20 protein-coding genes are annotated in these 21739 nt (G+C 51.3%); 10 read left to right on the top strand and 10 right to left on the bottom strand.

Going from position 1 to position 21739, the window contains the following annotated elements:
* Window positions 1–23: 23 nt before the first annotated feature.
* Both corA and ysgD read right to left on the bottom strand, forming a co-directional pair.
* Complete coding sequence (gene corA, locus A31E_RS03405) at window positions 24–974, bottom strand: magnesium/cobalt transporter CorA (RefSeq protein ID WP_000947160.1); 951 nt, start codon at window positions 972–974, stop codon at window positions 24–26.
* A gap of 151 nt (window positions 975–1125) precedes the next feature.
* A complete protein-coding gene (gene ysgD, locus A31E_RS26280; RefSeq protein WP_211180520.1) occupies window positions 1126–1182 on the bottom strand; it encodes a protein YsgD in 57 nt (18 codons plus the stop codon).
* Window positions 1183–1373: 191 nt separating this feature from the next.
* Between ysgD and A31E_RS03415 the strand changes: the two genes are divergently transcribed.
* Window positions 1374–2108, top strand: coding sequence for a phosphodiester glycosidase family protein (locus A31E_RS03415; protein WP_228943746.1), 735 nt, complete (start codon window positions 1374–1376; stop codon window positions 2106–2108).
* 156 nt (window positions 2109–2264) lie between these two features.
* On the opposite strand, the gene uvrD is transcribed toward A31E_RS03415, so the two are convergent.
* The 6 genes from uvrD to lptM form a co-directional block, all read right to left on the bottom strand.
* Window positions 2265–4427: a DNA helicase II gene (gene uvrD / locus A31E_RS03420; protein WP_001517382.1), complete on the bottom strand. Its 2163-nt coding sequence runs from the start codon at window positions 4425–4427 to the stop codon at window positions 2265–2267.
* Between the two features lie 82 nt (window positions 4428–4509).
* Window positions 4510–5226, bottom strand: a complete 717-nt coding sequence (yigB, locus tag A31E_RS03425; RefSeq protein WP_001213593.1) for a 5-amino-6-(5-phospho-D-ribitylamino)uracil phosphatase YigB — start codon at window positions 5224–5226, stop codon at window positions 4510–4512.
* The gene (xerC, locus tag A31E_RS03430) at window positions 5226–6122 is read right to left on the bottom strand and encodes a tyrosine recombinase XerC (protein ID WP_000566225.1); all 897 of its coding nucleotides are present in this window, start codon (window positions 6120–6122) and stop codon (window positions 5226–5228) included. The genes yigB and xerC overlap by 1 nt, the downstream gene beginning before the upstream one ends.
* Window positions 6119–6826, bottom strand: a complete 708-nt coding sequence (locus tag A31E_RS03435; protein ID WP_001517383.1) for a DUF484 domain-containing protein — start codon at window positions 6824–6826, stop codon at window positions 6119–6121. The genes xerC and A31E_RS03435 overlap by 4 nt, the downstream gene beginning before the upstream one ends.
* Window positions 6823–7647, bottom strand: coding sequence for a diaminopimelate epimerase (gene dapF, locus A31E_RS03440; RefSeq protein ID WP_001160644.1), 825 nt, complete (start codon window positions 7645–7647; stop codon window positions 6823–6825). Before dapF ends, A31E_RS03435 begins: the two co-directional genes overlap by 4 nt.
* 36 nt (window positions 7648–7683) lie before the next feature.
* On the bottom strand, window positions 7684–7887 hold the full coding sequence (gene lptM, locus A31E_RS03445; protein WP_000799886.1) for an LPS translocon maturation chaperone LptM: 204 nt from the start codon (window positions 7885–7887) through the stop codon (window positions 7684–7686).
* Between the two features lie 188 nt (window positions 7888–8075).
* Between lptM and A31E_RS03450 the strand changes: the two genes are divergently transcribed.
* From A31E_RS03450 to cyaY, 4 genes are all read left to right on the top strand, one after another.
* Window positions 8076–9545: a hypothetical protein gene (locus A31E_RS03450; protein ID WP_016249444.1), complete on the top strand. Its 1470-nt coding sequence runs from the start codon at window positions 8076–8078 to the stop codon at window positions 9543–9545.
* Window positions 9542–10825, top strand: coding sequence for a hypothetical protein (locus A31E_RS03455; protein ID WP_016249443.1), 1284 nt, complete (start codon window positions 9542–9544; stop codon window positions 10823–10825). The genes A31E_RS03450 and A31E_RS03455 overlap by 4 nt, the downstream gene beginning before the upstream one ends.
* The gene (locus A31E_RS03460; protein ID WP_001517387.1) at window positions 10813–11238 is read left to right on the top strand and encodes a hypothetical protein; all 426 of its coding nucleotides are present in this window, start codon (window positions 10813–10815) and stop codon (window positions 11236–11238) included. Before A31E_RS03455 ends, A31E_RS03460 begins: the two co-directional genes overlap by 13 nt.
* A gap of 82 nt (window positions 11239–11320) precedes the next feature.
* A complete protein-coding gene (gene cyaY, locus A31E_RS03465) occupies window positions 11321–11641 on the top strand; it encodes an iron donor protein CyaY (protein WP_001517388.1) in 321 nt (106 codons plus the stop codon).
* A gap of 107 nt (window positions 11642–11748) precedes the next feature.
* On the opposite strand, the gene A31E_RS03470 is transcribed toward cyaY, so the two are convergent.
* Both A31E_RS03470 and cyaA read right to left on the bottom strand, forming a co-directional pair.
* Window positions 11749–12117, bottom strand: coding sequence for a hypothetical protein (locus A31E_RS03470; protein ID WP_001517389.1), 369 nt, complete (start codon window positions 12115–12117; stop codon window positions 11749–11751).
* 100 nt (window positions 12118–12217) lie between these two features.
* Entirely contained in the window at window positions 12218–14764 is a 2547-nt protein-coding gene (gene cyaA, locus A31E_RS03475) for a class I adenylate cyclase (RefSeq protein WP_001517390.1), read from the bottom strand.
* A gap of 385 nt (window positions 14765–15149) precedes the next feature.
* Between cyaA and hemC the strand changes: the two genes are divergently transcribed.
* From hemC to aslA, 5 genes are all read left to right on the top strand, one after another.
* The gene (gene hemC / locus A31E_RS03480; RefSeq protein ID WP_010377386.1) at window positions 15150–16091 is read left to right on the top strand and encodes a hydroxymethylbilane synthase; all 942 of its coding nucleotides are present in this window, start codon (window positions 15150–15152) and stop codon (window positions 16089–16091) included.
* Window positions 16088–16828 carry a uroporphyrinogen-III synthase gene (gene hemD / locus A31E_RS03485; protein WP_016249442.1) on the top strand — a complete coding sequence of 247 codons (741 nt, stop codon included), beginning with the start codon at window positions 16088–16090 and terminating at the stop codon, window positions 16826–16828. The genes hemC and hemD overlap by 4 nt, the downstream gene beginning before the upstream one ends.
* Before the next feature lie 21 nt (window positions 16829–16849).
* Window positions 16850–18043, top strand: coding sequence for a uroporphyrinogen-III C-methyltransferase (gene hemX / locus A31E_RS03490; RefSeq protein ID WP_016249441.1), 1194 nt, complete (start codon window positions 16850–16852; stop codon window positions 18041–18043).
* A 2-nt stretch (window positions 18044–18045) separates the two neighbouring features.
* The gene (gene hemY / locus A31E_RS03495) at window positions 18046–19242 is read left to right on the top strand and encodes a protoheme IX biogenesis protein HemY (protein WP_001517394.1); all 1197 of its coding nucleotides are present in this window, start codon (window positions 18046–18048) and stop codon (window positions 19240–19242) included.
* A 679-nt stretch (window positions 19243–19921) separates the two neighbouring features.
* Window positions 19922–21577 carry an arylsulfatase AslA gene (aslA, locus tag A31E_RS03500; RefSeq protein WP_016249440.1) on the top strand — a complete coding sequence of 552 codons (1656 nt, stop codon included), beginning with the start codon at window positions 19922–19924 and terminating at the stop codon, window positions 21575–21577.
* Window positions 21578–21739 lie beyond the last annotated feature (162 nt).

Below are 21739 nucleotides of genomic sequence, written 5' to 3'. Positions count from 1 at the left end.
GGCTAAACCACCATTCTCGTTTTTTACAACCAGTTCTTCCGCTTAAAGTACAGATACGGCGCCAGGCCCGCGAGGATCATAAAGATAATTGCGCCCGGGTAGCCGAAAGTCCACTTCAGTTCCGGCATAAACTCGAAGTTCATCCCGTAGCTGGAAGCGACCAGCGTCGGCGGCAGGAACACAACGGATACCACCGAGAAGATCTTGATGATGCGGTTCTGCTCGATGTTGATAAAGCCCATCGCCGCCTGCATCAGGAAGTTCACCTTCTGGAACAGAGACTCGTTATGTGGCAACAGGGATTCGATATCTCGCAGGATCTCGCGCGCCTGCTCCAGTTGCCCACCCGGTAAGCGCGCTTTGCGCACCAGGAAGTTGAGCGCACGCTGGGTATCCATCAGACACAGGCGAACTTTCCAACCGATATCTTCCAGTTCTGCCAACGTGGAGAGCGCCTCGTCGTACTCATCGCCCTGACGCCCTTCCATAATCACCCGGCTCAGTTGCTCCAGATCGCTGTAGATGTTTTCAATTTCATCTGCCAACTGTTCAATTTTGGTTTCGAACAAATCCAGCAGTAACTCGTAGGCGTTACCGTCAACCATCGACTGGCTACGGGCGCGCATACGATACAGACGGAATGCAGGCAACTCACGCTCACGCAGGGTAAACAGGCGGCCATCACGGATGGTAAATGCCACGGTGGAGTTACCGGCGTGATCTTCCGCATCTTCAAAGAAGAAGAAGGAGTGAATATGCAGGCCGTCATCGTCTTCAAAGAAACGTGCCGATGCTTCGATGTCTTCCAGTTCCGGGCGAGTTGCCAGGCTCTGGCCAAGTTCAGATTGTACGCGCAGTCGCTCGTCGTCATCCGGTTCGACAAGATCAATCCATACTGCATTGACAAGGGGTTGTGACTCTTCGACTTCCAGCCGGGTCAGTCGGTTATTTTCCAGTTGAAATGCGCTCAGCATGACCGGGACTCCCAATGCTTAAAATATCGGACAGTTCGGTGGGCACACAGAAACATATTGGGTTTCAGACCATTAAACAGCCTGACTCAGCGCGACGGGAAAAATTGAGGTCGCTGACAACCGCTAAGGCTATCAGCAAAAGGGGATAGCCTTAGGAGTTGATCCTGGATGACAGGATAGTGAGCCAGTATCTACTGGGTGTGTCCAAGGCGAATGTCCTCTTAGAGTGATCGTGCGCGCATGTTACGCCAGCAAAATTTTGCCGTCAACACGCAACGGAACACCACAGAACAATAGTTGAACTTCGCGCTTTTCGGTACTCGTCAAGGTCATTAACAGGATAAAAAAATCCCACATCCAGAACCTATAATGGCGCATTGACTACTCATTGGTAAAGGAATGATCACCTTGAATCTCAAACGGATTTTTCTCACTCTCACCTTACTCCCCTTGTTTGCTGTTGCCGCTGATGACTGCACGCTCTCCGATCCGACGCTGACCGTACAAGCGTATACCGTCAATCCCCAGACAGAACGGGTGAAAATGTACTGGCAAAAAACTAATGGCGAAGCGTGGGGAACATTTCATGCGCTGCTGGCTGATGTTGACAGCCTGGGGCAAGTGCAGATGGTGATGAACGGAGGTATTTATGATGAAGGTTATGCGCCTCTCGGTTTGTACATCGAAAACGGTCAACAGAAGGTAGCGTTAAATCTCACCTCGGGGGAAGGTAATTTCTTTATTCGTCCTGGCGGCGTGTTTTATGTTACGGGAGATAAAGCCGCTATCGTTCCGCTGCAGGCATTTAAAGCCAGTAAAGATATTCAGTTTGCGGTGCAGTCGGGGCCGATGTTGCTGGAGAATGGCGTGATAAATTCGCGTATTCACCCCAACGTCGCGTCGCGCAAAATCCGTAACGGTGTAGGGATTAATAAACAAGGTAACGCAGTATTTTTGCTCAGTCAGCAGGCGACAAACTTTTATGATTTTGCCTGCTATGCCAAAGCGAAACTGGATGTCGGGCAGTTGCTTTATCTTGATGGCACTATCTCACATATGTATGTGAAAGGCGGCACGATCCCCTGGCAACGTTATCCCTTCGTCACCATGATTTCCGTCGAGCGGAAAAGTTAGAACGATAGTTTTATGTCAGATACTGAATATGGTGCAGATGCCGGATGCGGCGTAAACGCCTTATCCGGCCTACATGACGTTGCAATTTATTGAATCTGCATGATTTTGTAGGCCGGATAAGGTGCGCAGCACCGCATCCGGCAACGGAATCGTAAATTACACCGTCTCCAGCCGGGCGTAAGCCGCCACCAGCCATTTAATACCCTGGCCCTGGAACGCCACCTGCAGGCGGCTATGCTCGCCGCTGCCTTCCATATTGACGATAGTCCCTTCACCAAACTTGGCATGGCGCACACGCTGGCCGAGTTTGTAACCGCTGTCGTTCTCAGCCAGTGGCGTACCCATACGCTGATGACTGACCGGACGACTCACCGTAGCGCGTAATCGCACCTCTTCCACACATTCTTCCGGCAGCTCACCAATAAAGCGCGACGGGCGATGGTAAACCTCTTTGCCATACAGACGGCGAGTTTCCGCATAGGTCAGCGTCAGTTTCTGCATCGCACGGGTTACCCCAACGTAGGCCAGACGACGTTCTTCTTCCAGACGCCCGCCTTCATCCAGCGACATCTGGCTGGGGAACATTCCCTCTTCCATACCGACGATAAATACCTGCGGGAACTCCAGCCCTTTCGCTGAGTGCAAAGTCATCAACTGCACCGCATCCTGCCAGGTATCCGCCTGCCCTTCACCCGCTTCCAGTGCCGCATGCGAGAGGAAAGCCTGCAGCGGCATTAAATCTTCATCTTCTTCGTTGTAGCTGAACTGGCGCGTTGCTGTCACCAGTTCCTCTAAGTTTTCAATACGCGTCTGGCCTTTTTCGCCTTTCTCCTGTTCATACATGGTACGCAGGCCAGAGTCTTTAATTACCCGGTCAGTCTGTACATGCAGCGGCATATCGGCAGTTTCTTGCGCTAAGGCGTCAATCAGTTCCATAAACCGTTGCAAGGCGCTGGCAGCGCGCCCAGCGAGGGCTTTTTCCTGTAACAGTTCACGACACGCCTGCCAGAGAGTTAGCTGGCGATCGCGCGATGTCTGGCGAACTACGTCCAGCGTCCGATCACCAATACCCCGCGTTGGCGTATTCACCACGCGCTCAAATGCCGCGTCATCGTTACGGTTGGCAATCAGGCGCAGATACGAGAGCGCATCTTTGATTTCCTGGCGTTCGAAGAAGCGCATACCGCCATAAATACGGTACGGCATACTGGCCTGCAATAAGGCCTCTTCCAGCACACGCGACTGGGCGTTGCTACGGTAGAGAATGGCGCACTCAGCGAGCGCCCCGCCATTGTCCTGCCAGGTTTTGATGCGGTTAACCACAAAACGCGCTTCATCGAGTTCGTTAAAGGCACAATAAAGGGAAATCGGCTCACCGTCCGCGCCATCGGTCCACAATTTTTTACCTAAGCGTCCATTGTTGTTTTCAATCAGGGCGTTGGCGGCGCTCAGAATGTTACTGGTGGAGCGATAGTTCTGCTCCAGACGAATAGTTTCGGCACCAGGGAAATCATTGAGGAAACGCTGAATATTCTCGACCTGCGCGCCGCGCCAGCCATAAATTGACTGGTCATCATCACCGACGATCATCACTTTGCCGGTATCACCCGCCAGCAGGCGGATCCACGCGTACTGAATGTTGTTGGTATCCTGGAATTCGTCCACAAGGATATTGGTAAAACGTTCGCGGTAGTGTTGCAGGATATGCGGCTTGTTAAGCCACAGTTCGTGGGCGCGCAGCAGCAGTTCAGCGAAGTCCACCAGGCCCGCGCGGTCACACGCTTCCTGATACGCCTGATAAACCTTCTGCCAGGTTTGCTCTACCGGGTTACCGTAGCTCTGAATATGATGCGGCCGCAGGCCTTCGTCTTTCTGGCTGTTGATGTACCACATTGCCTGGCGCGGCGGCCACTGCTTCTCGTCGAGGTTCATCGCTTTGATCAAACGCTTGAGCAGGCGCAGTTGGTCTTCGCTATCGAGGATCTGGAAATCCTGCGGTAGGTTAGCGTCCATATGGTGCGCACGCAGCAGGCGGTGCGCCAGCCCGTGGAAGGTGCCAACCCACATGCCGCCCTGGCTGGTGCCCATCAATTGCCCGATGCGATGGCGCATTTCCGCCGCCGCTTTGTTGGTAAACGTCACCGCCATAATCGAGTACGGCGAGCAGTTTTCCACGCTCATCAGCCACGCAATACGATGCACCAGAACGCGCGTCTTACCACTGCCCGCGCCCGCCAGCACCAGAAGATTGCTGCGTGGCGCGGCCACCGCTTCGCGCTGTTTGTCATTAAGGCTTTCGAGCAGGTAAGAAACGTCCATTGGCACCGCCGCGTAAAAATGTTGGGGCGGAGAAGCGCAACGCCCTCCGCCAAAAAGCTGGGTATATATACAGAGTTGCTGATTATATCAGCGAGGTCAGAGATGCCAACCGGGAAATTTCCAGATGCGGCAGTAAACGGCTGTCCCAGGTTTGCATCAGATCGCCATTTTCCGGTTTGATCCAGCACGCCTGCATTCCGCTGCGAATTGCCCCACCAACGTCGGTGGTGAGATCATCGCCAACATGCAGGATCTCACCGATCGGCACATTGAGTTTTTCTGCCGCCAGAAAGTACATATCGCTGAACGGTTTCGAGCGCCCGTGCGGGCCAGCACGCAGCACGAACTCAAAGTAATCGCCCAGGCCAAACAATTCAGGCTGGGCATTACCGTTGGTGATCGCCACCAGCGGCCATTTCTTCGCCAGTTGTTTTAAGGTGTCGTGAGTTTGCTGCGGCACATCAATACGGCTGCGCCATTTAGCAAAGTTGATCATCGCCGCGTGTGCGCCTGCACTGGCCTCTTCGGCACTCAGCCCGGCGTCGAGCATGGCTTGTTCGATAGAACGAAAACGCCAGCGCGTCACATCATGATAAATCTCTGGTTCCGCTTCCCGTACCGCCTGGCGCAGACGTTGCAGATCTTCATTCTGGAAGCTACGCAGCGCCGGATGATAATTTTGCACAAAGATAAGTGCTTCTTGCTCGGTACGTTGGATCACCGGACGGTTATCGTAAAGGGTATCATCCAGGTCAAAAGTGAGCGCCGAGATGCGCCCCAAAGGCCGGTAAAAACGCATTATTTCCCCCGTTTAGCGCGTGGATGCGCCGCATCGTACACCGAGGCAAGGTGTTGAAAATCAAGATGAGTATAGATTTGCGTGGTGGAGAGGTTGGCATGGCCCAGCAGCTCCTGCACACCACGAAGATCGCCGCTCGACTCCAGCATATGCGTGGCGAACGAGTGACGTAATTTATGCGGGTGAACGTGATTATTCAGCCCTTGTTTTATGCCCCATTCGGCAAAGCGTTTTTGCACATTACGCGCGGATATGCGTTTCCCCTGTTTCGACAGGAAAAGCGCATCGTCTTCGCAACCAAACAGGTCACGCAAATCAAGCCAGTGCTCAATCCACGCCACCGCGTTGCGACCAATCGGCAAACGACGTTCTTTGCTGCCTTTACCCATCACCCATACTTCACCGGACTCCAGGTCGAGGTGTTTGATGTCCAGCCCCACCAGTTCGGAAAGACGCAGACCTGCACCGTACATCACTTCCAGCATTGCCCGGTCGCGCACGGCGAGGGGATCATTGATATCAATATCCAGCAGCCGATTCATATCATCGACATCGATATTTTTTGGCAGATGGCGTGCCGCTTTCGGTGCCGAAACACCTTTCGCCGGGTTGGCTTTGAGTTCGTTCTGGCTGACCAGCCAGTCAAAAAAGCTACGTAGCGCAGAGAGGCGTAATGCGAGGCTTGCTGCTCCCAGCCCTTTACGACGACTGCGTACAGCAAAATTACGCACCATCGTCACATCACATTGTTGCCAGCTTTGCAGGTCGTTTTCACTGGCAAAATTGATGATCGCCTCAAGCTGGCGTCGGTAGTTAAGCAGAGTTATCGGGCTAAGTTGACGCTCCACGCTCAGATAGCGTAGATAGCGTTCCACATCGGTATGTAAATCGATCATACGCGTTCAATCCAACGCTCCAGAAGCTCCGGCATCATCAGCGCAATTTCATGGAGTAACTGCGTTCCTTGCCCTTGTTGATAGTGACTGGCATCCCGGCTGGTGAACAGTACGACACCTAAATCAGCATCACTTCCCAACATCGACATCGCTACTGATCCCACCGCTTTCGCTTCCGGCAGCACCACCAGCAGTTCAGGCCCGTTAAGCGGCCCCAGATAATGCTGTTCCTGCCCCAGACGCTGAATACGCAGTGGTTCAAAAGCCTGACGACTCAATGCCAGATAGGTATAGTTCGACGGCGCGCCTAAACGCCAGCGATCCGGGAACAGACGCAGACTCGCGCCCGCCAGACCGAGATCGCGTGCCCAACGGTGAAAGCGCATTAGCATATCGTCGAGACTGCTGGCAGCAGTGAGAGTGCGCTGCAGATAAAGTAAGCGATAAAACAGGCCTTCGTTGGCGGTAGCCTGTTCCATCAACAGCGCCATATTCTCTTCCAGAACATGAATATGGTTACGCGCGCGGGCCATATGCCATTCGACGAGCGAAACGGTGCCACGTACCGGATGCGGCACCCGAATTGCCTCTACTGCGTGCGCATTGCGGATAAAAAACTCAGGATTTTTAATCAGATAATCGACAACCGCTCGGTCATCAAGCTCCGTGAGTGTTTCCTGTAGTTCTTCCCCTGGTTGCTTCATAGATGAATAAATCCGTCGTAAACATGTACTGCCGGACCCGTCATATATAACGGATGACCCGGACCTTTCCAGGCGATATCAAGGCGACCGCCAGGGAGTTCCACACGTACTTCTTCGGCCAGCAAACCTTGCTGAATCCCTACCGCTACTGCCGCACACGCGCCGCTGCCACAGGCCTGAGTTTCTCCTGCCCCACGTTCATAGACTCGTAAACGAATATGCTCGCGCTTAACCACTTGCATAAAACCGATATTGGCACGTTCCGGGAAGCGTTCGTGGTTTTCCAGAACAGGGCCTAGTGTTTCTACCGCCGCAGTATCGACATCATCGACCTGAATCACGCAGTGTGGATTACCCATTGACACCACGCCGCATAAGATTGTCTGCTCGGCGGCGCGCATAATATAGGTCTTTTCCGCTTTGTTGGCGCGAAACGGCACGGCGGAAGGTTCGAAATTTGGTTCGCCCATATTTACCCGCACCAGATCATCATCGGTGACGGTCAGCACCATCCGACCATTGGCGGTGCTAACGCGAATATCACGCTTATTGGTCAGCCCTTTCAGGCGTACAAAGCGGGCAAAGCAGCGTGCGCCGTTGCCGCACTGCGCCACTTCACTACCGTCAGCATTAAAAATACGATAGTGGAAATCGAGTTCTGGATCGTAAGGCGGCTCGACCACCAATAGCTGATCAAAACCCACACCCAGGTGCCGATCCGCCAGACGACGAATCAGATCCGGTGAAAAAAAGACATTCTGCGTTACCGCGTCGACGACCATAAAATCGTTGCCAAGGCCATGCATTTTCGAGAACTGCATTATCTACTCCATTCACGCGGGTACAGAAACTGACTTTTAGTAATTCACCTGAGATGGGCCATCGCCAGTGGCGCGGTCGTTTTTATCCGGCAACGTGGATTGCGTTTGCGTATCTACCGGTTTGGTCGGCGGTGGCGCGTTTTTATCTGCGGGCGGGAAATAGAGCGGACCTTTCAGACCGCAGCCCGTCAGGCTGAAAAGAGTCAGTAATACAGTGAGTGCCTTAAACACGTTTTTCATTATGGATTGCCTGTAAAGTTCATCGCTTTCTGCTTTCTATCATCGCAGGAGAAGACGTAAAAGCAAGCGTTTAGCGACTCTTTATGAAGTCTGAAAAGTGAGGAATTGCTGCGAGTATAACGCTTACACGCAGGGATTTATGTTTTGCTGGTGGTTTCGTGATCGACACCTCGCGCCAGGATGGCTTTATGCACTATCGCAATGTGGTTTGTTTGTTGTCTTGTTCGCTGTTCTTATCGTCAGCATGGGGATGTCGGCTTGATGAGCCTGAACATAATATTTACCAGCAACAGGAAAAAGGCGTGGTGTACTTGCGCCCTTATGAAAAGACCAATCTTTCGCTACCGCAGATTAACTACAAGCGTCTGCATCTGTTACCGAATTTGTTAATTGACCCAACAAAACTGGAAGATTGGGAAACGGTGCCCCCGGCAACCGATCTCACGACAGACGTTGTCTACAGCGGCGTAAACGCAACATTTCCCCATTACTCTTACTATAGCGATGGTCGCGCTATTCTCTACGCTGGTGAGGTGGTGCAAAACCCTCCAGGCACGCCGCCAGTCGATATCTCGTCATTTCAGGCATGGGGGGATTTTGCCGCAGATAAGTACAGCCTCTATTACGAAGGCAAACGCACCGATAGCAACCAGCAACTAAACCGCCGAACGTTGCGTCAGGTAGAATTTAACCCGCAATGGAAACCAGACTGGCTAGGTTTGATTCTCCGTGACAAGCACTATCTTTACGCAAATGGTCAGCGCCTTGATGATCCCAACACCTTTACGGTACTGGCACAAAAGTCATGGGATCAGCGCGGTAAATTCTCTACAGCATTCAATCCCTGCCTTCCTGCCCCATTTGGCCCCTGGGATACCCTTGCCCGAACACGGACCAAAATCCTGATCAACGGCGAACAACTGGATGCCGACCCGGACACCTTTTCCGTCGTGCGCTGGATGCCCGGCTCACTCTTGACCTGGCGTGATAAAAACGGGCTGCAGCGTAAGGTCCTCGACAAGGAAAATCTGGCCTGGTATGAGGATTTAACAAAGCACTGTCTGGATTTTTCTCTGCTGGAAAAGAAAGTGTTCTGGCGTAAAGGGCCTGCTTGTAAACAGGAAGAATTACCCGGACTCGATCCTGAACAGTTCCACCCCATCAGTGATGCTGTCGCCCAGTATCAGGACTCGCTTTATACCATCATCGAAACAGAGTCTGGTGACCGCAAGCTGGAGATCGTGAAACTTGATGATCCCAATCTTATTATCAACAAACGTTTCAACGCCGGGAAGCGCCACGGCTATTTACTTACGCGTGCCGAAGGGTGGCCAAACCATTCCAGTTTACACGTGTTTGAATCTGACGGACCGCTGATCTTACTGGATAACCGCTCTCCGGATGAACGCGAAGCCCATCTTAATGACCATCCCTTTTTACGCAGATGGTATGCCCGCGATAACCGCTACGTTTACAGCTTTGATGGCGCGCAGCTCTGGCGATACCGCACCGCTGATCCGAAACAAGTTCGCTTAATCTGGAAGGAACAACATTCGGGATATGGCTATGGCGTAGATTACAAAACGGGATATCTGGACGGAAAAATTACCGATGACGGCGAATTTATTCCTGCCCCGCGCAATGAGGCGACAAAATGAATAGTCAAATAATCACACTTGCACTCATCCTGTTGGGGCACGTATTTCTGACACCTGCCGTACAGGCCATAGGGTTCGACTATTACAATGATCACGGTGTCATGTCTTACGGTAAAGGTAATTGGGAGGATAAGAAAATCATTGCCCAATTTCCGGAGATGAACAGGGCCGATTTGCGCCTTGTGAAAAATATATCCGGGGAGACGGGTTATATACCTTCCGATGAAATAAGCATAGAAAATGAGGAATACCACTGGGTGACAGATGGCCGCGTTATTCTCTGGCGTGGCAAAATTGTTAGCAACCCACCGGGAACACCTACTGTCGATATTGCCAGCTTTCAGGCTATGGGCCGCTTTGCGGTCGATAAATATAGCCTCTATTTTGACGGACAACGCACCGAAAGTAATAGCGGCGCGTCACGTGTTGATCTGGCGACGCTAAAATCTATCGAAGGTAACACTACCACGTTGGTGGATAGTAAAAATCTCTATTTGTCTGGTCGACGTCAGGGAAGCAGCAGTGATGTTACTGTATTAGAAAAAAGATGGTGGGGTATTAATCCACGTCTTATGGGTGTAAACAGAGAAATGTATTCCAATGGTCTGCTTATCCGCAGTGGGCAGAACATTTATTTAAATGGTGTTCGCCTTGCAGCGAATGCAGACTCATTTGAGATAATTCGCTGGATACCTCATTCACTGCTGGTTTTTCGCGACAACAATGGTTTGCATCGTTATCCCTTTGGTCAATTATCAGGCAAGGCAATACCCGTAGATGATGACGTCTCTTTTGAAGTAGGGGAAAGTCGCGTTCGCTGGCGTAAACAGCTCACGCCCGACCGTCAGTGGAGCCAGTGGATAGACCTACCAGGTATTGAACCTGAACAATTTCATCTGATTACTGGCAATATTGCGCAGTATAAAGATCGGCTGTATGTAACAAAATTATCGACATTTGGTGAAGACCAGCTTGAGATAATCCCGCTGGATACGCCAGACCTGGTCATTGATCGCTCATTTAATAGCGGCAAACAACATGCTTATTTTATCCGCCAATTACGGTCAAAAAGCGTGCAAATTATTCCAGTTAACGGTCCGCTAACTAAAAACGAGCGCTTTGCTTATGACGATCGCAATGTTTATACATGGACCGATACAGAGGTAAGGATTACACCCTCCCCCTGCCCGGCGAAAACACGCGTCAGAGAAGAGAATGTCCGTGAAATTCATAACAACGACATTATGATTATTACAGAGGAACCAGGATGCAAAAAATAGCCTTACGGATTGGCATAGCTCTAAGCATAATGGCCGCAAGCAGCTTCAATTACGCGGCCACAAGCAAGATACAAAAACTAAACGTCATCCTGGATGCAACGACATTAAGCACTGACAGCGATGAGATTAGCCGTCCCCTCGACATTAATGATGATGGCATTTCCGAAACGCTTAACTGCACGTATTCACCTTCCACGCCTCCCGCTGCCTGCGGGAAAGATGATTGTGGATATACCGCGAGTGACGCACCAACTATGGCTTGCAGTATTATGACCCCAGATAACTCCAGAATTAACATTGATTATTTTTGTAGCAAAATTAGCCTGATGAAAGAAAAGAATCATGGCCTACACGACCTGTTATGCGACGAGGATACAATCTTGCGTTGGAATGGGACGAGGTATGAAGGTTAAGTTTTATAGCCGAACCATGTTGATTTCACTGTTAGACGAAACAACTTATACTGCCGCCATCACTTAAAAACAGGATACAACAATGAACGACAGTGAATTTCATCGCCTGGCAGATCAACTGTGGCTGACCATTGAAGAACGCCTGGACGACTGGGATGGCGACAGCGATATCGACTGCGAAATCAACGGCGGCGTGCTGACCATTACCTTTGAAAACGGCAGCAAAATCATTATCAACCGCCAGGAACCGCTGCACCAGGTGTGGCTGGCAACCAAACAGGGCGGCTACCATTTTGACCTGAAAGGCGATGAGTGGATTTGCGACCGTAGCGGCGAAACCTTCTGGGATTTGCTGGAACAGGCCGCGACGCAGCAGGCAGGAGAAGCGGTGAGCTTCCGCTAAAATTCTTTGCCGGATGCGGCGTAAACGCCTTATCCGGCCTACAAATCCTGCAAAATTATAGAGTTGGGTGAAAAGCGCATTTAGCGGATCATATAGGGAGTTTGCCGCTATACATCAGCTTCGCCATCTGGAATAACCACTCGCCACCGCGAAAATCCCCCCCCAACAAGAGCCACTATAAAAAAAAGAAAACCTGCTCCATATAACCACCAACTCAATTCATACAAAACGTGGTAGTTATCACAGGAAATCAGCACGTCGGGGCACTCAACACCGTACTTACCGCCATCACCCCATCGTTCATAATAAGACTCTCGCCATACCAGAATACTTACTCCACTCGCTACGAGCGATAACAAACAACCCGCCCATAACTTACGAAATATTGGGTAACTAAACATAAAGATGACGCTGAGCAGCGCCTCTATGACACCCCAAATAATAGACAGGCTCGTCATTCCCCAGTCACTGTGCATAATGTCCTCTCCCTGATGTAATTTCAGGGAGCAACTTTAGTGAGGGAAAATGAAATCAGCGTGAAGTCAGAGGCGGAAATTGAATTATCCGGCACGCTCATCACGAAAAATACTGCTGTAACAGCGGCGTATCGTTGTCCTGATTGGCTGGCGGCATGTTGCCAATAGATTTGGTACGGAACGGAATGACCTGTTCGCGACCATCGACCTTCACAATCTGGTAAAACTGCGGCAGGTTAAAGTTGATGAAACTGGAGCCGTAAGTGAAACGATCGTGCGATGACGAGTAGAAGCGACTGACATCACGCACCAACTCCTCTTTGCTACCCTCGCAGTGATGATACACCTCAACGCGGTTACTTTCGTCGAGAATGTAGATATTAAAGCCGTTCTCATCGTGTGTTTCTTCGAAGAAGAACTGGATGATCCCTTCGCTGGCGAAGCCGTCCACCACCGCCGGTAATTTAACGTGATTAGTCTCAACCTGCACTGACAAACCATGCAGTTTGTTATGCGAGATCGCGCCATAAAACTCGATGGCATTTTCCAGTTTCTGTACCGATACATTCAGGCGTTCGAAGAACAAACCCCAGGTCTGGCCAGAAACGCGCAACGCTTTAAAGCGCCCGGTTTCCTGGCGGGTGCTGGAAAGACGCAGTTCAATGCACTCAGAAACCAGTTGCTGCACGCGAGTACGGATTAATCCACGCAAATGCTGGCTATAACAGAACACTTCCACGCTATCAGGGGGTGCAGCGTCCTGATGCATTTTGCCGAGGATGGTTTTCAGGGCTTCAATCATCGACTGCTCGCCGTTGAAATGCAGCGTGCGCACTTCATTCCATGAGTTGCGATACAGCAGGTCAACACTACCCACCAGACATTTTTGCTCTTCGCCAAAGCTGAAGACGTCCAGCTTACGGAAATCGAAATGTACTACCTGATTACGAAACGCTGTCGTCGGGTCATATTCCAGGTTGACGATAATCGCCAGATGGCGGATCTCACAAGGACTGTAGAGCGCTTTCGGTGTCGGCGCAGGTAAGCGCAACGGGAAATGGTGCGACACATCAGCCACCATCTCTTGCAGCTTAGGCAGATCGACAATGCCGTTGCCTTTAATGTACAAACGGGTGCGCGAGGTCAGCAGTCCGTTAAACCATGCCCACGCCACCAATTTGTTCAGGTAACGGTTATATTCCAGCGGTTGATGGCTGATGATCGACTCAATTGTCGGCGCACGGTTATACAAATACCAGCCAGAGCGATTAGCACGCCCCGGCGGTACATAAATAAAGGTCAGATTTGGCTCGGAAAGATCCGGTGAAATCTGCGGGTTTACCAGCGTCACTTTCCCCGGTAATGCTTCAAACGCAGCGTACAGTTTACGCGTCAGCACACCGATATCCTGCGGGCTGGCAGAAACGCTAAGGTTATTGCGACGCGCAAAGCGGATCAGATTACGGTAACTCTGCATCATCGCATCGAGCAGTTCGTTGTGCGCTTCACGCACCTGATCAATCTTCCAGTTAGCGCGGTTATCCAGCATCGTCAGGCGAGATTCGTCCCAACTCCACTCTTTCACCAGTTGGCTTAACACTTCACGACGCCAGCCCACGCAGGCGCGTTCGCGGCTTAATTTTTCGCACACTTTTAAATAAAAGCAGCGGCGCACCAAATCCAGACGGGTGAAATCTTCAATCGCCGTCAAATATTCGGTAACGCGCTCCAGCATCATGCAGTACGGATCGAGGCCAAATGACACTATCTCGCCGTCGTGCAAACGCTGTTTGATATCTTTCGCCAGCAGGCGTGGATTAGGGTATTCCCAGGAATAGGCTTCCAGCAGCAGTGTTTTCAGCACCGCTTTGTACGGGGAGTCGATACTTTTGTAGAGCTGCCAAAGGCTGGCACCGAAGTACTCTTCAGCAGAAAGCGAGCTTAAACCACCGAGATCCAGCCATTCATTTGGCGTCAGTACGCCCTGCGCGTAAAGCGTCATTACATAATCATCGTAATGCTCTTCTTCGTCGCACGGCACCATATTCCACAGAATACGCTTACCGGCGAGACGCACGGCGGTACGGTAAAATTCATCAAGTAGCAGTATATGCTGGGTGGAGCCACAATCTTCGCCCCCCAGACTGCCACTTTCGTTGTGGCGGAAACGGTTTTCATCAATCAGGAAGAAGCTAACTTCCACCCCCAATGAGGCGGCCCAGCTTTCCAGCAAGCTGCATTTACGTTGCAGTAACTGACGCTCTTCGCTATCCAGCCACGATTGATGGCAGACCCAGATATCCAGATCAGAGGAACAACTTTGCCCTATGGACGAGGTGCTGCCCATTGTGTATACGCCAGTAATTGGAAGCTCGCCTTTTGGCGGGTCCTGTACTGACATTCCACGATACAGTTCCAGTTCGTTCAGGTAGTGGCGTTGGGTTTCATCAGGCGTATAAAGGCAAATGCCCTTGGGAACGTTACCATCAAGGTAACCCGGCATTAGCGGATGGTGATAGTGCAACAATGTCGGCAGCAGACTGTAGACCTGTTGGAATGCAGGCCCCATAGCAGCAAGCGCGCGATCCACGCGCAATTGATTTATGGCATCCAGTCTCTGTTTCAGAGTCTCAATATAGAGGTACAAGACGTATCGCCTGATTTGCTACCCGTCATGTCTGTGATTCCGGCAACATCAACGGAAACACGCGGCATTCGGGATATTTCGTATGTCAAAGGTAACCGTACCACTTTCCGCGCCTGGTTTTTTTAGTTTCACGACGAAAAAATGGTCTAAAACGTGATCAATTTAACACCTTGCTGGTTGACCGTAAAGAAAGATGCGCTACATACAAGTGTAGCACTGTTTATTCTCTGTAAATTCCTTATTACGACGGCTTGAAGCGCCTGTCAGGATCCACCGCCTGGCTATATTTTACGTTTTGCTCAGGCATCTACGTTTCACCACAACACTGACATCGCTCCGGCAAGGATGTTAGGATGGACCATGGATGATAATGACGGTAACAAGCATGTTAGACAATGTTTTAAGAATTGCCACACGCCAAAGCCCACTTGCACTCTGGCAGGCACATTATGTCAAAGACAAGTTGATGGCGAGCCATCCAGGGCTGGTGGTTGAACTGGTGCCGATGGTGACGCGCGGCGATGTGATTCTTGATACGCCGCTGGCGAAGGTAGGCGGGAAAGGCTTATTTGTGAAAGAGCTGGAAGTCGCGCTCCTGGAAAACCGTGCCGATATCGCCGTACATTCAATGAAAGATGTGCCGGTTGAATTTCCGCAAGGTCTTGGGCTGGTCACCATTTGCGAGCGTGAAGATCCTCGCGATGCCTTTGTCTCCAATAACTATGACAGTCTGGATGCGTTACCTGCGGGCAGCATCGTCGGAACTTCCAGCTTACGCCGTCAGTGCCAACTGGCTGAACGCCGTCCGGATCTCATTATCCGTTCTCTGCGCGGCAATGTCGGTACTCGTCTGAGTAAACTGGATAATGGCGAATACGATGCCATTATTCTTGCCGTGGCTGGCTTAAAACGTTTAGGGCTGGAGTCACGCATTCGCGCCGCGCTGCCGCCAGAAGTTTCTCTTCCGGCTGTAGGACAAGGTGCGGTGGGCATTGAATGCCGCCTTGATGATACGCGCACCCGCGAGCTTCTTGCCGCGCTCAATCACCACGAAACTGCACTGCGCGTCACCGCCGAACGCGCCATGAATACCCGTCTTGAAGGCGGTTGCCAGGTGCCGATTGGTAGCTACGCCGAACTTATTGATGGCGAAATCTGGCTGCGTGCACTGGTCGGCGCACCGGACGGTTCGCAGATTATTCGCGGTGAACGCCGTGGTGCGCCGCAAGATGCCGGGCAAATGGGCATTTCGCTGGCAGAAGAGCTATTGAATAACGGCGCACGTGAAATCCTTGCTGAAGTCTATAACGGAGACGCTCCGGCATGAGTATCCTGGTCACCCGCCCGTCTCCCGCTGGAGAAGAGTTAGTGAGCCGTCTGCGCACACTGGGGCAGGTGGCCTGGCATTTTCCGCTGATTGAGTTTTCCCCTGGTCGGCAATTGCCACAACTTGCCGACCGGCTGGCGGAGCTGAGCGAAGGCGATCTGTTGTTTGCCCTTTCGCAACATGCCGTTGCTTTTGCCCAGTCACAGCTACATCAGCAAGGTCTTAAGTGGCCCACCCTACCCACTTATTTCGCTATTGGCCGTACCACGGCGCTGGTGCTGCATACCGTGAGCGGACATGAAGTTCGTTATCCGCATGATCGGGAAATCAGCGAAGTCTTGCTACAATTACCTGAATTACAAAATATTGCGGGAAAACGTGCGCTAATTTTACGTGGCAACGGCGGTCGTGAGCTGATTGGGGAAACCCTGACGGCACGCGAGGCTGAAGTTACTTTTTGCGAATGTTATCAACGATGCGCCATTCATTACGATGGTGCAGAAGAAGCGATGCGCTGGCAGTCCCGCGAAGTGACAACGGTCGTTGTTACCAGCGGTGAAATGTTGCAACAGCTCTGGTCGCTGATTCCACGATGGTATCGTGAGCACTGGTTACTACGCTGTCGACTACTGGTCGTCAGCGAGCGTCTGGCGAAACTCGCCCGGGAACTGGGTTGGCAAGACATTCAGGTCGCTGATAACGCTGACAACGATGCGCTTTTACGGGCATTACAATAACTCTCATAACAGGAAGCCATAATGACGGAACAAGAAAAAACCTCCGCCGTGGTTGAAGAGACCAGGGAGGCCGTGGACACCACGCCACAATCTGTCACAGTAGAAAAAAAGAGTAATAACAGTACTGCTCTGATTTTAAGTGCGGTGGCTATCGCTATTGCTCTGGCTGCAGGTGTCGGTTTGTATGGCTGGGGTAAACAACAGGCCGTCAATCAGACGGCCACCAGCGATGTCCTCGCTAACCAGCTCACTGCGCTACAAAAAGCCCAGGAGAGCCAAAAAGCAGAACTGGAAGGTATCATCAAACAACAGGCTACGCAGTTAGAGCAGGCAAACCGTCAGCAAGAAGCGTTAGCAAAACAACTGGATGAAGTTCAACAAAAGGTCGCCACCATTTCCGGAAGCGATGCTAAAACCTGGCTGCTGGCGCAGGCAGATTTTCTGGTGAAGCTCGCCGGACGTAAGCTGTGGAGCGATCAGGACGTCACCACCGCCGCTGCGCTACTGAAAAGCGCAGATGCCAGCCTGGCCGATATGAATGACCCAAGTCTTATTACCGTTCGCCGGGCAATTACCGATGACATCGCCAGCCTTTCTGCGGTATCACAGGTCGATTATGACGGTATCATCCTCAAGTTGAATCAACTTTCTAATCAGGTAGATAACCTGCGTCTGGCCGACAATGACAGTGACGGTTCACCAATGGATTCCAATGGTGAAGAGCTTTCCAGCTCCATCAGCGAATGGCGTATCAATCTGCAAAAGAGCTGGCAGAACTTTATGGATAACTTCATTACGATTCGGCGTCGTGATGACACCGCCGTACCCCTGTTAGCGCCGAATCAAGATATCTACCTGCGCGAAAATATTCGTTCCCGTCTGCTGGTCGCAGCACAAGCTGTACCGCGTCATCAGGAAGAAACCTACCGCCAGGCGCTGGAAAACGTCTCTACCTGGGTACGTGCTTATTACGACACTGACGATGCCACTACCAAAGCGTTTCTCGACGAAGTGGATCAGCTAAGTCAGCAGAATATTTCGATGGATCTCCCGGAAACCCTGCAAAGCCAGGCAATGCTGGAAAAGCTGATGCAAACCCGCGTGCGTAATCTGTTGGCACAGCCTGTAGCACCAGCAACGGAAGCTAAATCTGCACCTGCACCTGCACCTGCACCGCAAGCTGATACTCCGGCAGCCGCGCCGCAAGGAGAATAACCATGCTAAAAGTGTTGTTACTCTTTGTTCTGCTTATTGCGGGGATCGTGGTTGGTCCGATGATTGCCGGGCATCAGGGTTACGTACTGATTCAAACCGACAACTACAATATCGAAACCAGCGTCACGGGTCTGGCGATCATTTTTATACTGGCAATGGTGGTGCTGTTTGCTATCGAGTGGCTACTGCGACGGATTTTCCGCACCGGCGCGCACACCCGCGGTTGGTTTGTCGGGCGTAAACGCCGCCGCGCACGTAAGCAGACCGAACAGGCGCTGCTGAAACTGGCGGAAGGTGATTACCAGCAGGTTGAAAAGCTGATGGCGAAAAATGCCGATCACGCTGAACAACCGGTAGTGAACTACCTGCTGGCTGCTGAAGCCGCACAACAACGCGGCGATGAAGCGCGCGCCAATCAGCATCTGGAACGCGCAGCAGAACTTGCAGGCAATGACACCATTCCGGTAGAAATTGCCCGCGTGCGCCTGCAACTGGCACGCAATGAAAATCATGCTGCACGCCACGGCGTAGATAAGTTGCTGGAAGTCACGCCACGCCATCCTGAAGTGCTGCGTCTGGCGGAACAAGCTTATATCCGCACCGGTGCGTGGAGTTCGCTGCTGGACATCATCCCGTCAATGGCAAAAGCTCACGTTGGTGATGAAGAACATCGCGCAATGCTGGAACAACAGGCATGGATTGGCCTGATGGATCAGGCTCGTGCTGATGACGGTAGTGAAGGTTTGCGAAACTGGTGGAAAAATCAAAGCCGGAAAACGCGTCATCAGGTGGCGTTGCAGGTGGCAATGGCAGAACATCTTATTGAGTGTGACGATCATGACACCGCCCAGCAAATTATCATTGACGGCCTGAAACGCCAGTATGACGATCGCCTGCTGCTGCCGATCCCACGACTGAAAACCAACAATCCGGAACAGCTTGAAAAAGTGCTACGCCAGCAAATCAAAAGCGTCGGTGATCGCCCACTGTTGTGGAGCACATTGGGCCAGTCACTGATGAAGCACGGCGAATGGCAGGAAGCATCCCTCGCCTTCCGCGCGGCGCTGAAACAACGTCCGGACGCCTACGATTACGCATGGCTTGCCGATGCGCTGGACAGACTGCACAAGCCGGAAGAAGCCGCTGCAATGCGCCGCGACGGTTTGATGCTGACGTTACAGAACAACCCACCGCAGTAATCCTTTCTCACCTGGAGGCGCAGAGCCTCCGGGCCTTTCCTGAATAGATAAAAAAACGCCTGCTCTTATTACGGAGCAGGCGTTAAAACAGGTCTGTATGACAACAAGTGGGTGCTTCACTCAACGTTGTGTCCATGGTGTCTGATGAGGCAAAAGCGACATCTGTCAGTGGACGATAAGCACCGTAAACGGCTCTGCGTCATTCCTGAGTTTATGAGGCACTAAGGCGAACATAAGAGATGGAATGAGCATCTACTCAGTTATTATGCCACAGAGGATGGGGTAATAACATCCCCTAATACTTGTTATGAGAAAAATCTGTAACCCTTTTTTCTTCATATTTAATAAATTACCGAGTAAATCCTTCCCTTAGCCTGATGCTTTTTATATGTGATATGAATGATTAAATATAAGCAATTAATGACACGCATATTAATTACAAACAAAACTAAAAACAGCATCAATAATCAACGCGATATAATAAACACGCCTTACATATCGCATGCACGGGGGGTAGGATTGAAAACGCTCTCCTGATATTTCAATTTATTCTTAAGATAAATAGATAATTTATTTTCATCATCATTATTTATGAAATCATCCTGTCAGGGAGAGGGACCTCAATTATCAATGCTTAACTACGCCATCATTTTGATGACATTAAATCGGAGCATTTTGCATGGAATTTTCGTTCTCACCCAAGCTTCTTGTTGTCGCTGTCGCCGCCGCTCTTCCATTAATGGCCAGCGCTGCAGATACCCCGTCAACCGCCACCGCACGCAAAGGATTTGCTGGTTACGATCACCCAAATCAATACCTGGTTAAACCGGCAACCACCATTGCCGATAATATGATGCCGGTAATGCAGCATCCGGCGCAGGATAAAGAAACTCAGCAGAAGCTGGCAGAATTAGAGAAAAAAACCGGTAAGAAACCGAATGTGGTTATTTTCTTGCTGGATGACGTGGGCTGGATGGATGTTGGCTTTAATGGTGGCGGTGTGGCGGTGGGTAACCCAACACCAGATATTGACGCCGTTGCCAGCCAGGGGCTGATTTTAACCTCCGCGTATTCTCAACCCAGTTCTTCACCAACCCGCGCGACGATTCTCACCGGACAGTATTCTATCCACCACGGCATTTTGATGCCGCCGATGTACGGACAACCAGGTGGTCTGCAAGGGTTAACTACCCTGCCGCAATTATTGCATGATCAAGGTTACGTCACTCAGGCCATCGGTAAATGGCATATGGGAGAAAACAAAGAGTCGCAGCCACAGAACGTCGGCTTTGATGATTTCCGCGGCTTTAACTCGGTGTCTGATATGTATACCGAATGGCGCGATGTTCACGTCAATCCGGAAGTCGCCCTGAGTCCGGACCGTTCTGAGTACATCAAGCAATTACCGTTCAGCAAAGATGACGTTCATGCGGTGCGCGGCGGTGAGCAGCAAGCCATTGCCGATATTACGCCGAAGTATATGGAAGATCTTGATCAACGCTGGATGGAATATGGCGTTAAGTTCCTCGACAAAATGGCGAAGAGCGATAAACCATTCTTCTTGTATTACGGTACGCGCGGCTGCCACTTCGATAACTACCCGAATGCCAAATATGCCGGTAGTTCTCCGGCACGCACCTCTTACGGCGACTGCATGGTAGAAATGAACGATGTGTTCGCTAATCTCTATAAAGCACTGGAGAAAAATGGTCAGCTTGATAACACGCTGATTGTCTTTACCTCCGATAACGGTCCGGAAGCCGAAGTGCCACCGCACGGTCGCACACCGTTCCGTGGCGCGAAAGGTTCTACCTGGGAAGGCGGCGTTCGCGTACCCACCTTCGTGTACTGGAAAGGCATGATCCAACCGCGTAAATCCGACGGTATTGTCGATCTGGCCGATCCCTTCCCAACCTCGCTGGATCTGGCAGGGCATCCTGGAGCGAAAGTGGCGAATTTAGTGCCGAAAACGACCTTTATCGATGGCGTAGACCAGACCTCTTTCTTCCTCGGAACAAACGGTCAGTCTAACCGCAAGGCTGAACACTACTTCCTCAACGGCAAACTCGCCGCTGTACGTATGGATGAGTTCAAATATCATGTTCTCATTCAGCAACCATACGCGTATACACAGAGCGGGTATCAGGGTGGATTCACCGGTACGATAATGCAAACGGCCGGATCGTCGGTGTTTAACTTGTACACCGATCCGCAGGAAAGCGACTCTATCGGCGTGCGGCATATTCCGATGGGAGTACCGCTACAGACCGAAATGCATGCGTATATGGAGATCCTGAAAAAATATCCGCCACGCGCACAGATTAAATCTGACTAAGCCGGCGCTATCGCTAAATCGGGCTGCACTGCTCTTGCCGGATGCGGCGTGAACGCCTTATCCGGCCTACGAAATCGTGCAAATTCAATAAATTGCAGCGTCCTGTAGGCCGGATAAGATGCGTCAGCATCGCATCCGGCAATCAACCGCAGGCGGCCACAA

Source organism: Escherichia sp. KTE159 (assembly GCF_000408805.1).
In the GTDB taxonomy this organism is placed as follows: domain Bacteria; phylum Pseudomonadota; class Gammaproteobacteria; order Enterobacterales; family Enterobacteriaceae; genus Escherichia; species Escherichia marmotae.
Note: the sequence above shows the minus strand (reverse complement) of the source record. Positions and strands in the feature narration are given on the sequence as shown.

What these genes read in the sequence shown, in the direction of transcription:
- A31E_RS03435 (WP_001517383.1), bottom strand. Translation starts at nt 6,826, where the DNA reads ATGAAGCAACCAGGGGAAGAACTACAGGAAACACTCACGGAGCTTGAT.
- hemD (WP_016249442.1), top strand. Translation starts at nt 16,088, where the DNA reads ATGAGTATCCTGGTCACCCGCCCGTCTCCCGCTGGAGAAGAGTTAGTG.
- hemC (WP_010377386.1), top strand. Translation starts at nt 15,150, where the DNA reads ATGTTAGACAATGTTTTAAGAATTGCCACACGCCAAAGCCCACTTGCA.
- lptM (WP_000799886.1), bottom strand. Translation starts at nt 7,887, where the DNA reads ATGAAAAACGTGTTTAAGGCACTCACTGTATTACTGACTCTTTTCAGC.
- corA (WP_000947160.1), bottom strand. Translation starts at nt 974, where the DNA reads ATGCTGAGCGCATTTCAACTGGAAAATAACCGACTGACCCGGCTGGAA.
- xerC (WP_000566225.1), bottom strand. Translation starts at nt 6,122, where the DNA reads ATGATCGATTTACATACCGATGTGGAACGCTATCTACGCTATCTGAGC.
- dapF (WP_001160644.1), bottom strand. Translation starts at nt 7,647, where the DNA reads ATGCAGTTCTCGAAAATGCATGGCCTTGGCAACGATTTTATGGTCGTC.
- A31E_RS03415 (WP_228943746.1), top strand. Translation starts at nt 1,374, where the DNA reads ATGATCACCTTGAATCTCAAACGGATTTTTCTCACTCTCACCTTACTC.
- hemY (WP_001517394.1), top strand. Translation starts at nt 18,046, where the DNA reads ATGCTAAAAGTGTTGTTACTCTTTGTTCTGCTTATTGCGGGGATCGTG.
- yigB (WP_001213593.1), bottom strand. Translation starts at nt 5,226, where the DNA reads ATGCGTTTTTACCGGCCTTTGGGGCGCATCTCGGCGCTCACTTTTGAC.
- A31E_RS03455 (WP_016249443.1), top strand. Translation starts at nt 9,542, where the DNA reads ATGAATAGTCAAATAATCACACTTGCACTCATCCTGTTGGGGCACGTA.
- A31E_RS03450 (WP_016249444.1), top strand. Translation starts at nt 8,076, where the DNA reads ATGCACTATCGCAATGTGGTTTGTTTGTTGTCTTGTTCGCTGTTCTTA.
- cyaY (WP_001517388.1), top strand. Translation starts at nt 11,321, where the DNA reads ATGAACGACAGTGAATTTCATCGCCTGGCAGATCAACTGTGGCTGACC.
- hemX (WP_016249441.1), top strand. Translation starts at nt 16,850, where the DNA reads ATGACGGAACAAGAAAAAACCTCCGCCGTGGTTGAAGAGACCAGGGAG.
- A31E_RS03460 (WP_001517387.1), top strand. Translation starts at nt 10,813, where the DNA reads ATGCAAAAAATAGCCTTACGGATTGGCATAGCTCTAAGCATAATGGCC.
- aslA (WP_016249440.1), top strand. Translation starts at nt 19,922, where the DNA reads ATGGAATTTTCGTTCTCACCCAAGCTTCTTGTTGTCGCTGTCGCCGCC.
- A31E_RS03470 (WP_001517389.1), bottom strand. Translation starts at nt 12,117, where the DNA reads ATGCACAGTGACTGGGGAATGACGAGCCTGTCTATTATTTGGGGTGTC.
- uvrD (WP_001517382.1), bottom strand. Translation starts at nt 4,427, where the DNA reads ATGGACGTTTCTTACCTGCTCGAAAGCCTTAATGACAAACAGCGCGAA.